At 45.2% G+C, this 14,955-nt stretch carries 15 protein-coding genes; 9 read left to right on the top strand and 6 right to left on the bottom strand.

The window, feature by feature from the left end; all coding sequences use genetic code 11:
- Positions 1-177: 177 nt before the first annotated feature.
- The 3 genes from A3860_RS08355 to A3860_RS08345 all read left to right on the top strand — a co-directional run bounded on the left by A3860_RS08355 (position 178) and on the right by A3860_RS08345 (position 4,811).
- On the top strand, positions 178-1,827 hold the full coding sequence (locus A3860_RS08355; RefSeq protein ID WP_081146095.1) for a CTP synthase: 1,650 nt from the start codon (positions 178-180) through the stop codon (positions 1,825-1,827).
- 172 nt (positions 1,828-1,999) lie between these two features.
- Complete coding sequence (gene yidC / locus A3860_RS08350; protein ID WP_081146094.1) at positions 2,000-3,829, top strand: membrane protein insertase YidC; 1,830 nt, start codon at positions 2,000-2,002, stop codon at positions 3,827-3,829.
- Between the two features lie 316 nt (positions 3,830-4,145).
- Positions 4,146-4,811: a hypothetical protein gene (locus A3860_RS08345; protein ID WP_081146093.1), complete on the top strand. Its 666-nt coding sequence runs from the start codon at positions 4,146-4,148 to the stop codon at positions 4,809-4,811.
- Positions 4,812-4,829: 18 nt separating this feature from the next.
- Here A3860_RS08345 and A3860_RS08340 read toward each other — a convergent pair whose 3' ends face one another.
- Positions 4,830-5,189, bottom strand: coding sequence for a hypothetical protein (locus tag A3860_RS08340; protein WP_081146092.1), 360 nt, complete (start codon positions 5,187-5,189; stop codon positions 4,830-4,832).
- A gap of 373 nt (positions 5,190-5,562) precedes the next feature.
- On the opposite strand from A3860_RS08340, the gene A3860_RS08335 reads away from it, so the two are divergent.
- The 3 genes from A3860_RS08335 (at position 5,563) to A3860_RS08325 (ending at position 8,904) form a co-directional block, all read left to right on the top strand.
- A complete protein-coding gene (locus A3860_RS08335; RefSeq protein WP_081146091.1) occupies positions 5,563-6,978 on the top strand; it encodes a tetratricopeptide repeat protein in 1,416 nt (471 codons plus the stop codon).
- A 263-nt stretch (positions 6,979-7,241) separates the two neighbouring features.
- Positions 7,242-8,015, top strand: a complete 774-nt coding sequence (locus tag A3860_RS08330; protein ID WP_081146090.1) for a phosphosulfolactate synthase — start codon at positions 7,242-7,244, stop codon at positions 8,013-8,015.
- A gap of 151 nt (positions 8,016-8,166) precedes the next feature.
- Positions 8,167-8,904 (top strand): shikimate dehydrogenase family protein, encoded by a 738-nt coding sequence (locus A3860_RS08325; protein ID WP_081146089.1) that lies wholly within the window; start codon positions 8,167-8,169, stop codon positions 8,902-8,904.
- A 64-nt stretch (positions 8,905-8,968) separates the two neighbouring features.
- Here the strand turns inward: A3860_RS08325 and A3860_RS08320 are convergent, their stop codons facing one another.
- From A3860_RS08320 to A3860_RS08300, 5 genes are read right to left on the bottom strand one after another with little or no spacing between them, the layout of a single operon-like run.
- The gene (locus A3860_RS08320) at positions 8,969-9,409 is read right to left on the bottom strand and encodes an acyl-CoA thioesterase (protein WP_081146088.1); all 441 of its coding nucleotides are present in this window, start codon (positions 9,407-9,409) and stop codon (positions 8,969-8,971) included.
- 37 nt (positions 9,410-9,446) lie between these two features.
- Positions 9,447-10,499 carry a hypothetical protein gene (locus A3860_RS08315; RefSeq protein ID WP_081146087.1) on the bottom strand — a complete coding sequence of 351 codons (1,053 nt, stop codon included), beginning with the start codon at positions 10,497-10,499 and terminating at the stop codon, positions 9,447-9,449.
- 1 nt (position 10,500) lies between these two features.
- Positions 10,501-11,079 carry an RNA polymerase sigma factor gene (locus A3860_RS08310; protein WP_081146086.1) on the bottom strand — a complete coding sequence of 193 codons (579 nt, stop codon included), beginning with the start codon at positions 11,077-11,079 and terminating at the stop codon, positions 10,501-10,503.
- Positions 11,080-11,107: 28 nt separating this feature from the next.
- A complete protein-coding gene (rdgB, locus tag A3860_RS08305) occupies positions 11,108-11,698 on the bottom strand; it encodes an RdgB/HAM1 family non-canonical purine NTP pyrophosphatase (RefSeq protein ID WP_081146085.1) in 591 nt (196 codons plus the stop codon).
- Between the two features lie 7 nt (positions 11,699-11,705).
- Positions 11,706-12,353: a hypothetical protein gene (locus A3860_RS08300; protein WP_081146084.1), complete on the bottom strand. Its 648-nt coding sequence runs from the start codon at positions 12,351-12,353 to the stop codon at positions 11,706-11,708.
- Positions 12,354-12,483: 130 nt separating this feature from the next.
- Between A3860_RS08300 and A3860_RS08295 the strand changes: the two genes are divergently transcribed.
- The 3 genes from A3860_RS08295 (at position 12,484) to rpsG (ending at position 14,776) form a co-directional block, all read left to right on the top strand.
- The gene (locus A3860_RS08295; protein WP_081146083.1) at positions 12,484-13,548 is read left to right on the top strand and encodes a branched-chain amino acid aminotransferase; all 1,065 of its coding nucleotides are present in this window, start codon (positions 12,484-12,486) and stop codon (positions 13,546-13,548) included.
- 350 nt (positions 13,549-13,898) lie between these two features.
- Positions 13,899-14,279, top strand: a complete 381-nt coding sequence (gene rpsL, locus A3860_RS08290) for a 30S ribosomal protein S12 (protein WP_081146082.1) — start codon at positions 13,899-13,901, stop codon at positions 14,277-14,279.
- 29 nt (positions 14,280-14,308) lie between these two features.
- Entirely contained in the window at positions 14,309-14,776 is a 468-nt protein-coding gene (gene rpsG / locus A3860_RS08285; protein ID WP_081146081.1) for a 30S ribosomal protein S7, read from the top strand.
- The last annotated feature ends 179 nt before the right edge of the window (positions 14,777-14,955 follow it).

Here is a 14,955-nt window from a genome sequence, read left to right as displayed (position 1 = left end):
TGAAAATCGGGTTTTTCTGGCGCGGTAATTTGCCGTAACTTTGCACGACCTCCCGGAATTATTTTTCCATTAAGAATTTTGTTTCCGCTGGTCAATCGGGATTACCAAGAAAAATAATTGTGAAGACGTTGGTTTAACGTCGCTCGTGTAACGAACTGAAACAAATAACCATACAATATGGCCAAGCATATTTTTGTTACCGGTGGGGTAACTTCATCATTAGGAAAAGGGATTATTGCAGCCTCGCTGGCAAAATTGTTGCAGGCGAGGGGATTGAGGGTAACAATTCAAAAGTTCGATCCGTATATCAACGTCGACCCGGGCACATTGAACCCATACGAGCATGGTGAGTGCTATGTTACGGAGGATGGGGCCGAAACCGATCTCGACCTTGGCCACTACGAGCGGTTCCTGAACATTTTCACCAGCCAGTCGAACAACGTAACTACAGGCCGTATTTATCAAACAGTTATTAATAAAGAACGTGAAGGCGCTTACCTCGGGAAAACCGTTCAGGTTGTTCCCCATATCACCGATGAGATCAAGCGCCGGATGCTGCTGTTGGGCACTACCAATGAATTTGATATCATCATTACCGAGTTGGGTGGAACCGTAGGGGATATTGAAAGCCTTCCTTTTATTGAAGCATTGCGTCAGTTGCAATGGGAACTGCCCGAGGAAGATACCGTGGTGGTACATCTTACCCTGATCCCATACCTGAAAGCAGCCAAGGAATTAAAAACAAAGCCAACCCAGCACAGCGTGAAAATGCTGAGCCAGGAAGGCGTGCATCCTGATATCATCGTTTGCCGTACCGAAAAGACGCTGACGCCCGATCTGCGCCGCAAGATCGCCCTGTTCTGTAATGTAAAACAGGAAGCGGTGATCGAAGCAGCCGATGCGCCTACCATTTATGAAGTGCCGCTGGCCATGATGCGCGAGAAGCTCGATCTTATTTGTTTGAAAAAACTCAACATCAATAGTTTCCACGAACCAGACCTGCAGAAATGGAAAGAGGTGCTTGACAAACTGAAATATCCCAAGAGTCAGGTGACCATCGGTTTGATCGGAAAATACATTGAGCTGCAGGATGCATATAAATCAATTCTCGAAGCATTTGTACATGCCGGAGCATTGAACGAATGCAAGGTGCAGATCCAGAATGTACACAGTGAATTCATTACCGCTGAGAACGTAGGGGAAAAGCTGGCTAACCTCGATGGGTTGCTGGTAGCGCCCGGTTTTGGACATCGGGGTGTAGAAGGTAAGATACTGGCCGTAAAATACGCCCGTGAGAACAGGCTGCCATTCTTTGGTATTTGTTTGGGAATGCAAATGGCCGTTATTGAATTTGCCCGCAATGTGCTGGGGTTGAAAGACGCCCATTCTACCGAAATGAACCCCAATACCCCCGATCCGGTAATTGACCTCATGGAAGAGCAAAAAGCTATTACTTCAAAAGGTGGAACCATGCGTTTGGGCGCTTATAGCTGCACAACGCTTGAGGGAACCCTGGCCCGTAAGATATATAACCACGAAACCATCAGCGAACGGCATCGCCACCGCTGGGAGTTCAATAACCGTTATTTCAACCAGTTTCAGGAAGCGGGGATGATCGCCAGTGGCCGCAATAACGAGAACCAGCTGGTTGAGATCGTGGAACTGCCTTCTCATCCATTCTTTATTGGGGTTCAATACCATCCTGAATTAAAGAGCACGGTCGAAAACCCACATCCCATTTTTGTAAATTTTGTAAAGGCAGCTAAAGAGTATGCCGAGAAAAAGAGTACCGTAAAAAATCCTTTATTACAAAGCGAAATGATATAAGGCCCGCCCGATGGCGGGTTGTAAGGGTAGGTATTAAGTGTAAGTTGCTGAAGTTCATGCTGCTGGCAGCATAATTATTAAGTTTCTGTAATAAAAGTACAGAACTGTCAACTTATACCTTGAAACTTACAACTTACAACTATCTTTGCACCTCTTTTAAACTAGTAGTATAATGAACATGGACCGCAATACGGTGATTGGCTTTGTGTTGTTAGCGCTTTTACTGTTTGTATATCTTTTTACTTCTACCCGCAACAGTCACGAATTAGAAGCGAAACAGCAACATCTGGCAGATTCCATCGCACGGGTTAAAAGGGTACGAGACTCTATTTCCCTGGCTAACGATACAACCAAAGTTGATACCACTGTAGCGCCCGGCCAACTGGCTACCCGCGGCATTGAGCAATTGACAGTAATTGAAAATGAAGTGGTTAAGATCAGCTTCACCAACAAGGGCGGACAGCCAAAACAGGTTGAGCTTAAAAATTACAAATCGCTCAAAGACAATAAGCCGGTTTTATTGAACAATACCCCGTTCGATAAAATATCGTACAGTATCAATACAGGCAACAACCAGATGGCGCAGATCGCCGACCTGTATTTCATGGCCCCCAAGGTGACCCACAATGCCGATAACAGCCAAACGGTGATCTACCAGGTGCCGGTTCCCGGCGAAGGCAATGTCACTCACCAGTTCACCATCAGGCCCAATGATTACCTTATTGACTGGGCCGTACAGCTGAGCGGAGCCGATAAAATGCTTACCCAGGGTAACTTCAACCTGGTATGGCAGGCACAACCTACGCAGCATGAAACAGATGTACTGTATGAGCGCCAGCAAAGCACCGTGTGCTTTTATGAGAACGATGAGTTTGACTACATGTTGTCAAAATCGGCCCGCAACTTTGAAAAGCCGGTACAATGGGTAAGCGTATCACAACAGTTCTTTAATACCTCGCTCATAGCTAAAGACAAGTTTACCAGTGGTGATGTTAAGTTCATCAAGAACCTGACCGACACCACTTCCAAAATAGCTGAGGTAACCACCTCTTTGCAAACGCGGTTACCATTAGGGCCCACCGCTAATTTCCCCATGCAGTTGTATTATGGTCCTAATAATTACAACATCTTACGGCAACACAAAGACCAGGTTCCTGAAATGGATAAGATCGTGAACCTGGGCCGCGATATGTACGCCTTTGTACGCCCCATCAACAAGTATATTGTAATGCCGGTTTTTGGTTTCTTCAGAAGCTTTATCGGCAGTATGGGTATTGCCATTGCGTTACTTACATTATTCATCAGGTTGTTTACCTCGCCATTGGTGTATACCAGCTATTTGAGCGGCGCCAAAATGAAGGCATTAAGACCTGAGATCGATAAACTGAAAGAAAAATATGGCGCCGATCAGCAGCAGATAGGGGTTGAGCAAATGAAATTATTCCGCGAAGCCGGCGTGAACCCCCTGGGCGGTTGTATACCCGCGTTGTTGCAGATCCCGATCTTCTTTGCATTGTACAGCTTCTTTAATTCGAACATCGATTTGCGGGGAGTAGGCTTTTTATGGGCCGATAACCTGGCGGCTTATGATGTAATTGTGAAGTTCCCCTTCAGTGTGTGGGGCCTTGGTAACCATTTAAGTTTGTTCACAATTACAGCCGTATTGACCAGCTTCCTGATCTCGATCTATAACATGAACATGACGCCCGATCAAAATAATCCGGCACTCAAGTACATGCCATACATTTTCCCCTTTATCCTGTTATTTGTGTTCAACAAATTACCGGCGGCCTTAACCTGGTATTACACCGTATCGAACCTCATTACGTTGATATTGCAGTTCGTTATTCAGAACTATATCATCGACCACGACAAGATCCTGGCGAAAATTGATGAGAACCGGAAGAAGCCAAAGGGCAAATCGAAGTGGCAGGAGCGGCTCGAGGCGATGCAGGAAGCCCAGGCGCAGGCCCAGAAAGCCAAAGGCGGTCAGAAGAAGTAAGTTTAATAGAAATTTATATATAAAGGTGAGTTCTAAACAGGGCTCACCTTTTTTGTGGGGGTTAGAAGTAGGAGGTAGGAGGTAAGAAGTATGAAGAGCTTGATTTTTGAGATTTAAAATAAACGGCGAGGCCCGCATGTAGGGTATTTTCCTACTTCTTACTTCCTACTTCGGCTTTTGACGCCACAACAGCTTCATTTTTAACAATATTATCTATATTTCCAGCTTTACCTTTTTAAAATTGGCTGGTCTTTGTATTTTACGCAGCAACTTTTAGCACCTTGTCCGCATCTTTCTATTATTACAACCGTAGATCATGAAAAAACATATTGTGTTACTGTTAGTTAGTTGTACAGGTATGCTGGTTACCGCCAACGCGCAGCGTAAGGTAAGCGAGCTTACCATGGTATACGATGCCAGTATTTCAAGCGGCAGCAAAGAGCCTAAAATGGCCGATGCGCTTGACGGGCATACGAAAACAATCTATATAAAGGGAAATATGAGCCGGGCCGAAATGGCCAGCGCCCTGTTTTCTTCCGCTACCATACACGATTCCAAGGCTGGTACTTCTGTAGTGTTAAAGGAAGTGAGCGGGCAGAAACTGCTGATCAGGATGACCAGTGAGAATTGGGCTGAGAATAATAAACGCTACGATGGAATAACTTTCGCCAATACCAGCGAAACAAAGGCCATTGCAGGTTATAACTGTATCAAGGCGGTAGCAACATTACCCGATGGAACCACTTTCACCGTGTTTTATACGCCCGACATTGTTCCCGAGAACAATGATTATGATTACCTGTTCAAGAACCTGAGCGGGTTACCACTGGAATATGAATTGGTACAGGGAAAGCTCACCATCAAATACACCGTCAATAAGATCAACATGAACCCTGTTCCGGCTTCAAAATTCGACATACCTAAATCAGGCTACCGCGAAATGACCTATGAAGAAAGTAAGAAAATGAACGTAAGTAATTGATCGGGAAAAACCGGTTGATTATTTATGGAGCCGGATCTTCAGATCAAGAACGTTCAGGTTGTTACGGAAAGTTGAATTATCAACAGCACTGGTTACTGTAACCCGTGGCTTGTAAGGTAAAATGAATACCTTGTTGCCTTGCTGATAAGTCACCACCGTATTGCGTGTGATGAAGTTATTGGGGCGCACATTGATGAAAGTGTGGCTGCCAGTATAAGCAGGACCGGCTTTCAGTGTAAAGCCATTTGTAGTTCTGATAGGAGTAAAATCGGGCTTGCGAAGCGCCTCTGCTTTCTTCTTGTCACCACCTCCGCTGCTTGCCAAAGCAAGCGCAAATACCCCTATCATCGCACAACTGATGATGGTCTTTTTAAGCATGTGGTTAAGTTTTAGCGTAGAGTTCACTTGCATATTGAGTACAAAAATATAAAAAAAAATTTGGTTTTCTTTAACCGTCGGGATTAAAGTTTATACTTCCCTTAACGATTGAGATACTTAAATGTTACGGATTTCATAAAGAAAGGGTTGGTTTTTTTACAATTTCTTTATCGTTATTTATAAATTGCTGTAAATCAAAGCTGATTATTGTTTAACCATGGGCATGTTCAGGCGTTATATTGGTAAACAACCGGTTGTTAGGGTGCAGTAAGTAATTATTATTACTTTATCATAATTATTCACATCTGTACATAAGAAAAATTGGTACACATCCCTAAAAATTCTATTTTACATTAACCTACTATTTAAATAAATGAGAGAAAATCCGTTTCGTCAGGATAATGAAGAAATCAGGGAGTTAGTTAAGCAGTTCCAGAATCTGAAAGCGGGTCGTGGCAATTCCTTCCTCGAAGAAGAAGCCTTTGAAAAGATTATCGACTATTTTGATGACGTGGAAGACCTGCCACAAGCCCTGGAAGCCGCTGAAATGGGTATTGAGCAATATCCCTATTCATCGGCATTGCTCATTAAAAAAGCCGACCTGTTAATAGCCACCCGGCACTATAATGAAGCCCTGGAATTACTGAACCACGCCGAATTACTCGACAGCAACGATATAAACCTGTACATATTAAAAACCGACGTATACCTGGCGCTTGACCAGCAGGAGAAAGCCGTGGAGCTGCTTGAGAATGCCCTGCAGCTGTTCGATGGCCAGGAACGCATTGAATTGCTGTTTGAGCTGGCCGACGTATATGATGATTACGAAGAATTTGACAAGATCTTCGATTGCCTGAAGCTGATCCTGGAGCAGGAACCTACCAACGAGGAAGCCCTGTACAAGATCTGCTTTTGGACCGATTTCACCGGCCGTAACGAAGAAAGCATCACGTTGCATCAGCACATCATAGAAGAGAACCCATACAGTGAGCTGGCCTGGTTTAACCTGGCAGCAGCTTACCAGGGGTTAAAATTGTATGAAAAGGCCATTGACGCCTATAAATATGCAGTGGCCATTGACGAAAAGTTCGATTATGCCTACCGCAATATGGGCGATGCCTTTATTCGCTTACGCAAATACAAGGATGCCATAGAAGTGCTGGAAAAGGTACTTGAGCTGTCGCGCCCCGAAGATGTGATCTATGAAGCTATAGGCCATTGCTACGACCGAATGAAGAACTATGCCCAGGCAAGGTTCTACTATCGCAAGGCCTCGCATTTAAACCAGGGCGATAGCAAGCTGTATTACAAGATAGCCTGTACGTATATAAACGAACAGCAATGGTCCATGGCGGTTAAACAGCTCGAAAGCGCCATGCAGATACATCGCCTGCAGCCGGAGTATAACCTGGCCATGGGTGAATGCAAAATGCAGCTGGGCGATTATAAGGAAGCTATACAGTATTTTTCTAATGTGGTACGGCAACGGCCGCGTAATATTTCAAGCTGGGAAGCGCTCATTCGCTGTTTGTACCAGGGCGAATTTTATGAAGAAGCGCTGGAACAGGTAAAGGCTGCCCTGAAGATCACCGAGCAGAAACCCATATTCCTCTATTACCTGAGCGCCATTTACCTGGCATTGGGTAAAACCAAGGAAGCCCTTCTGCAACTGGAGTCGGCGTTGGAAGCCTCGCCCAAATTGTTGAAGAAGCTGATACACCTCAATCCCGCCATATTGCGGCATCAGCTGGTGATAGATGTAATAGCCGCTTCTAAAAAGAAGAATTAGTATTTTATTAGAAATAAACAACAGGCAGGGGATCATGGAGATCATGATTGCCTGCCTTTTTATTTTAATTCCCTTTTAAAGGCACTTTTTTTCGATAGAAGCCCGTTTTATCAAGATGGATGGCAATATTTGGGATTATAGGCAGGAACCGGGCTAATTGTTTTGCTCATCCCTTTTTGCTTATGATCTGAACCATATGCCTCGTATGATGTTTTCCATTATTTTTGCGGCGGCTTTAAAATTGGTGCACAAAAAAACAAGGAATGAATTTTAACCTCACACAGATCCCCGACAGGATTAAGAAACCACGCAACAGCGGTATTACCATGGTAATGGACAAAGGCCTGAGCATTCCGGAAGCGCAGAATATGATGAGTGTTGGACACCCGCATATAGATATTGTTAAGCTCGGCTTTGGAACCTCTTTTGTAACACCCAACCTGCGCGAAAAGATAGAAGTTTACAAATCGTATGACATTCCCGTTTATTTTGGAGGCACTTTGTTTGAGGCGTTCCTGATCCGTAACCAGTTTAATGATTACATCAGCGTTTGTAAAGATTATAACATCTCTTACATGGAGGTGAGCGATGGATCAATCAATATTCCCCACGCTGAAAAATGCGGTTATATCGAAAAACTGGCCAAACATGGGACCGTATTAAGCGAAGTGGGAAGTAAGGATGCTGCCCATATTATTCCCCCTTATAAATGGATTGAACTCATGCGCGCCGAACTGAATGCCGGTTCAACGTACGTGATCGCTGAAGCCCGCGAAGCTGGTAACGTGGGTATTTACCGCGGTTCAGGCGAGGTACGCGAAGGCCTGGTTCAGGAGATCCTTACACAAATTCCCGGTGAAAAGATCTTGTGGGAAGCGCCGCAAAAAGCACAGCAATTATATTTTATAGAGCTGCTGGGCTGCAACGTGAACCTGGGTAACATTGCCCCAACTGAAGTTATTCCGCTCGAAACAATGCGTATAGGATTGCGTGGCGATACCTTCAATTTGTTCCTGAACGGCAATGGAACGCACTAATTCGGCAATGGTCAATGGTTAATGGTCAATATATTTTCCCGCGTTGCAAAATCGGGATTAATCTGAAAATTCGCGAACTAGTCACGATTGCCATTCACCATTCACCATTCACGATTAAGCCCTCAGAAGTATCAATTAAACAAAAAGCCTCATGAAAAAATATGGCTTGATTGGCTATCCATTAAGCCATTCATTTTCCCAGAAATATTTTACAGAAAAGTTCCAGCGGGAAGGGATCACGGGTTGCGTGTATGAAAATTTCCCGCTGGCCACTATAGATGAATTTGGGGCGCTTATACAGCAACATCCTGACCTGAACGGTTTGAATGTTACCATTCCTTACAAGGAAAAAGTAATTCCCTTCCTCACCGCCCAAAGCGAAGTGGTGCAAACCATTGGCGCCTGTAACTGTATCAAAATAGAGAATGGCCGCTTAACGGGGCATAATACTGATGTGGTGGGCTTTGAACAATCGTTAAGGCCGTTGCTGCAATCCCATCATAAAAAAGCGCTGGTGCTGGGTACCGGTGGCGCTGCCAAAGCGGTTCATTATGTACTGAACAAGCTGGGCATTGCCTTTATTGAAGTGTCAAGGACTCCTTCAACATTAAGGCAAATTGGATATGAGCACATAGGAGAGCAGGATATCAATGAATGCTTGTTGATCATAAATACCAGTCCGGTTGGCATGTATCCAAAAGTGGAAGAGTGCCCACCCTTGCCATATCAGTTTCTTACTTCTAAACATTATTTGTACGATCTGGTATATAATCCCGCAAAGACCTTGTTCCTGCAAAAAGGGGAGCAGCAGGGTGCTGCCATAAAGAACGGGCACGATATGCTGATCATTCAGGCAGAAGAGAGCTGGCGAATTTGGAATAGTTTATAAGTTCGTAAGTTTTCAGTTTTTAAGTTGTGTTCAATAAATAACTCAATAACTGAAACTGAAAAACTCAGAAACCTGCTGCTTTTAATTTTTCAACTACCTCAACAGGCACCGCAGCAACTTTTTTCTTGCTATAATCATAACAAACCATCCCCGTTTTGGCTACGGCTACCAGTTGCGTGGTATCGCCTGAACGCTTTTCGAGTTTGTAATACAGGTCGAAGGAGATCTTTGAAAGGTCACCGGCGGCTACAGCTACCTTTACTTCATCGCCGTAGAATAATTCGCTTTTGAATTCAATGGCTACATCGCTCATGATGAGGCCAACGCCGGCCAGGTTCAACTCACCATAACCCAGTTGTTTCAGGTATTGTACGCGCGCCTCATGTATCATGGAAAGAATGGTGTCGTTGCCCACATGATTGCCATAGTTGAGGTCGGTTATGCGTACAGGAATAGTGGTGGCGAAAGTAAAATGTTCAGGGAGTTCAACTTTGATTCTGGCCATACTGTAATTAACGTTCTAATTCTTCATTTCTTATTTCCTACTGGTTCTCCATCAACAGGTCCTTCAGGTCCATAATATCGGTGAAACTGGTAGAGGTGGGCATCTGCGAAGCCTGGTTCAGGATCTTTTCTTTCCATTCGCTGAAACGGATCTTCCAGAGGCTGTTTTCCTGCATCATAAAATCAAAATAATCCTGCGGTTCTGCTTCCTGGTTAAGGGTGCTGATGATATGCAGGAATTTGGAGGAGATGCGGGTTTGTTCACCGTTGGGGCTGGTAATGGTGATATAGCATTCGTCGGGCGCAACGAGTTTTTTATCGAGGATCACCTGTCCGTTAGCGTCGCGGATAAGCGGTGCTTCCACATTGGGCATGTTTCCATCAGTGAACTCAATAGCGTGGTCTTCATCGACGCCCGCATAGCTGGTGGCAATGGGTTGGTAATCGAAAAAGGCGGTGCGCCGGGCGCCATGCCGGTTGGCGTAGCGGTTGTTGAGCAGGTCCGATGCATCGCCCGATAAAGCGGCGAGTGGCTTTGAATTGAGCTGATCAATTTGTTCGGCCGGGCGCTCACCGATCTCGGTATCGGCAGAGCGTGTTCTTGTATGGGCGGTTGCATGGTTGCCGGCAGGGGTTGCAGTAGTTGATTGCCGGGCTACCGTTGTATTGTCAATAGCATTTGATTTATCTAAAAAGTACCAGGCGCCTACGGTGAGCAGCACCATGGCGGCTGCAGCGGCTATTGCTTTGCGCGAATGCAGGGTAATGAGCTTGCCTTCTTTTTTAACAGGTTGTTGCTCGAATAACTGGCTGGCTATTTTTTTCCAGACGGCTGCCGGGGGTGTTAGGGAAAGATCAAATAGTTTTTTAGCAACAGGCCGCTCATCTGCTTTCAGTTCTGAATTCAGTTCCGCAGCAATATCGTTCCATACGCCTGGGGGTGGGGTCATTGAAAGATCAAACATCTTTTGCGCAACCGGGGTTTCGTTTGCGTCAAATTCAGCACCCAGCCTCGCCGCTATGTCGGGCCAAACGCCCGGGGGAGGCGTTACTTCCAGGTTATAGAGTGTATGTTTAATATTCGTTGCCATGTTACCGGGTGTAGGATTTTTGCGTATCGCTTAAATACTGGGCGATCTTCTTTTGTAAAACGGATTTGGCCCGCGCCAATTGTGATTTGCTGGTACCTTCGCTGATGCCCAGCATATCACCTATTTCTTTATGCGAATACCCTTCTACCACATACAGGTTGAACACTGTGCGGTAGCCGGGTGATAATTCCTGAACTATTTTTATAATATCTTTTTCGGCCAGGTTTTCAAGGGCCGAAATGTCGGTATCTTCAATTGTTCCTTCTTCTTTTTCGGTCACCATCGACAGTTTGGTCGATTTTTTCCGAAAATGTTCGATAGAAGTATTTACAAATACCCGCCTGATCCAGCCTTCAAAGGAGCCCTCTGCCCTGAAATGGTGCAAATTCCTGTAGATCTTTATAAAACCTTCCTGCAGCAGATCCTGTGCATCTTCGACATTGCTGGCATATCGCAAACAAACCGCATACATTTTGGGAGCAAAGCGGTGATATAATTCTTCCTGCAATCGCCTGTCTCCTGCAATGCATCCTTTTATCAAGTCGGATTCTGAAATGGTATAGTTGCTTTTTGGCTCCAAAAAATCTTTTTCTGGGTGTTAATGTTGTCTATCGTGCCTTTGTTACCTGATTCTGTAAAAATAATACAAGTTTCTCAGCTGCTTTTTTGCGGTGGCTGATCGCATTCTTTTCGGCCATGCTCATTTCGGCAAAAGTACGGTTGCTGCCGGTGGGTGTAAACACCGGGTCGTAGCCGAAACCACTGCTGCCAACCGGTTGCCGGGTAATGGTGCCTTCACAAATGCCTTCAAACAGCCATTCCTTTCCTTCCCATATCAGGGATATCACCGTGCGAAATTGGGCTTTGCGGTTGGCCGAATCGCCCAGTTTGCCCAACAGTTTTTCAATATTCTTGTCAAAGGCCTTGTCTTCCCCGGCATAGCGGGCGCTTTTAACGCCCGGTTCGCCGTTCAGGGCTTCCACTTCGAGCCCGGTATCTTCGCTGAAGCAATGCTGACCGGTTAACCGGTGAATGGTTTGCGATTTTTCCGAAGCATTGGCTTCCAGCGTATCGTGTGGCTCGGGAATATCGATGTCGATACCAGCCTGTTTCAGGCTCATCACTTCCAGTTCATGGCCAATGGCCGCCTGAATTTCGTCGACTTTATGCTGGTTATTGGTGGCGAATATCAGTTTCATGCGTGTGTTATAAAAACATTCTTTTCAAACAATCCCACAATTTCCTTTTCAATCCTTTGGCCTGGTCTGTTTCCTGGTTCAGGTCGCTGAGCGCGGGGGTGAACAGGTAGGTGGTGCCGGCGTAAGGTTGTTCTTTATACGACGGAAAATTAATGGGTAATTGAATAATATCCGGTTCTACCCCAAACAATAACAGGAATTTGGGCTGTAACTGAATTTTTAATCTGTCGATTTGAACGGCAGCCGTGGCGTGATTTACGATCGCCACATCGGCCATATTCAGTTTACAGGCATCCAGCATTTTGGTCAGGAACAGCAGATCGCTTTCCGGTACAAACACGTCGCCGGGGTAATTTACCACTACAACGATCTGTTTTTTATTATTACCCAGGATCTTATAGGGGGGAAGTGCTGCCTGTTTGGGCGGTGTTTTTTCTATAAGGGGTTCGGCAACCGGCGTTTTTATAACGGGTTTTGCCTCAATTACTGGTTGCGGTTCGGGTTCGGCAACTACGGGTGCCTCCTGTTGGGGCAGGTAGTTTTGAGGCATCGCCTGCGGCACTCCCTCAAAGTCGGAAGCCGAAGGCTGAATCAGGGAATTCCGGTACAGGTCTGCAATAACAAACCCTGGTAATTTAATATTAGTTAAGCTCATTTTCTACAAGGTATTCTTAATCAAACAAATATCAGGCCGCCCCTTCGCATTGTCGTACGAACACTTGTTAGTAATTTATTTGACGGCCCCGAACTTTATTTGTTTATTTGCTGCTCAAAAATACTTGATTATGGTAGAAGCTTATAGTATTCCTGTTACAAAAATTGAGCATAGCCGGTTGCCGGGTGTAAACCTCGAAAATATTCCTTTTGGCAGAACCTTTACTGATCATATGCTGGAGGCAGATTATGAAGATGGCGAATGGAAGAATGTGGAGATCAAACCGTACCAGCCGTTGGTGATCAATCCATCCCTGGCTGCCCTGCATTACGGGCAGGCAATTTTTGAAGGCATTAAGGCTTATAAGAACCAGGCCGGCGAAGCTTTTATTTTCAGGCCATTTGATAATTATAACCGGTTTAATATCTCGGCCGCCCGTATGCAAATGCCTGCGGTGCCCGAAGAAATATTTATAGAAGGCATGCGCCAGTTGATTGCGCTCGATAAGAACTGGATCCCGGCCATGCACGACCATTCGCTGTACATTCGTCCGTTCATGTTCGCCTCAGATGAAATGATCGGGGTGCGGCCTTCAGAAAAATATAAGTTCCTCATTATTCTGGCGCCTACGGGTCCTTATTACAGTGCGCCCATGCGAATATATGTAGAAGAAAAATATACCCGCGCCGCGCCGGGTGGGGTAGGGCAGGCCAAAGCTGCCGGTAACTATGGCGCATCCATGTTTGTTACTGCGGAAGCCAAAAAGCAGGGCTACGACCAGGTACTATGGACCGATGTGTATGAGCACAAATATGTACAGGAGGCCGGCACCATGAACGTGTTCTTTGTAATTGGCGATACGGCTGTTACGCCCGACCTTGGTTCGGGAACTATACTGGCCGGGGTTACCCGCGACAGCGTTATGACCATTCTGGAAGAAATGGGGTTGAAGGTGGAAGAAAGACCGGTATCCATCGATACCCTTATGGATGCATATAAGGCCGGAAACCTGCGCGAAGTGTTTGGCACGGGCACTGCAGCCACCGTTTCATTGATCAGGGAATTGCGCTATAAAGACTTTGTGATGAGCTTCGATACGGCAAAATGGACGGTAACGCCGGAAATTAAACACCGCCTCGATGCCATCAGGGAAGGCGAGGCGGCTGATACGCACGGGTGGATGTTTAGGGTGTAGGACGTAGCAAATCTTTAAAATAAAAGGCTGTATTCTATGATGCAGCCTCTTTTTATTCGGGTACCTGATGGAGCCCGGTTAGTCGTTTAAGTGGTTCTCAGCTCCTTCGTTTACTTTTTTTATACATTCTCCTAATTTTCGTCGTCAGGAAGTTTTTGAAAGCTCACCCGCCGGTAAAACAAGGTTATTTTATAATTTTTTGGGCATTTTGCCCCGAAAAAGGGCTGTTTTTCAACTATTTTTGCACACAATTGGCAGGTAAGCACATTATCCACGAAAATTGGACTCGATTTTTTTGGTTATAAAATTAATCCGCTTAACTTTGCCGTCCCAAAATCAAAAGGTTCAGAATGCCTACTATACAACAATTGGTAAGAAAAGGAAGAGAAATCATTAAGGCTAAAAGTAAATCCAGGGCTTTAGACTCCTGTCCTTTCCGTCGTGGTGTGTGCACCCGTGTTTATACAACCACTCCTAAAAAGCCTAACTCGGCTTTGCGTAAGGTGGCCAAAGTACGTTTAACAAATAAAGTTGAGGTGATTGCCTACATCCCCGGTGAAGGTCACAACCTGCAAGAGCACTCTATCGTGCTGGTGCGCGGTGGTCGTGTGAAGGATTTACCAGGTGTGCGTTACCACATTGTTCGCGGTAGTCTTGATACTGCCGGTGTAAAAGACCGTAAGAAGAGCCGTTCTAAATACGGAACTAAAAAAGAAAAGGCTAAAAAATAATTAGTAAGACGTTCTACAAATTTTTATAAATGAGGAAGACTAAAGTCAAAAAAATTCCCTTAGCGCCTGATGCCAGGTATAACGATTTGATGGTAACCAGGTTTATCAACAACCTGATGTGGGGAGGTAAAAAGAATACAGCTTTCAACCTGTTCTATGCCGCATTGGACCGCGTTTCTAAAACAACCGGTGAAAACGGATATGAAATATGGAAAAAAGCCCTGAACAATGTTACGCCTGCTGTAGAAGTACGCAGCCGTAGAATTGGTGGTGCAACTTTCCAGATCCCTGCCGAAGTTCGTGCAGATAGAAAAGTTTCTCTGAGCATTAAGTGGTTGATCCGCTACAGCCGCGAAAGAAACGGTCGTAGCATGTCTGAAAAACTGGCCAACGAGATCATCGCAGCCAGCAAAGGGGAAGGTGGTGCTTTCAAAAAGAAAGAAGACACTCACCGTATGGCTGAAGCTAACAAGGCTTTTGCTCACTTCCGCGTATAACATACGTAAAGTACATCTTACCATATTCACCCACCGGTTTTCCGGTGGGTTTTTTAGTTTGTTCGAAACGGAACCCTAAGTTTGAGTATTATAGCGTAGGATCTACAATGAATTGATTATCAGTATAATTACCCGGTGCATACCCAGCTGATTGTACTAAACGCATTTAGCTACCGGCG

Source organism: Niastella vici (assembly GCF_002077945.1).
In the GTDB taxonomy this organism is placed as follows: Bacteria; Bacteroidota; Bacteroidia; order Chitinophagales; family Chitinophagaceae; genus Niastella; species Niastella vici.
This window is presented reverse-complemented; position numbering and strand designations above follow the sequence as displayed.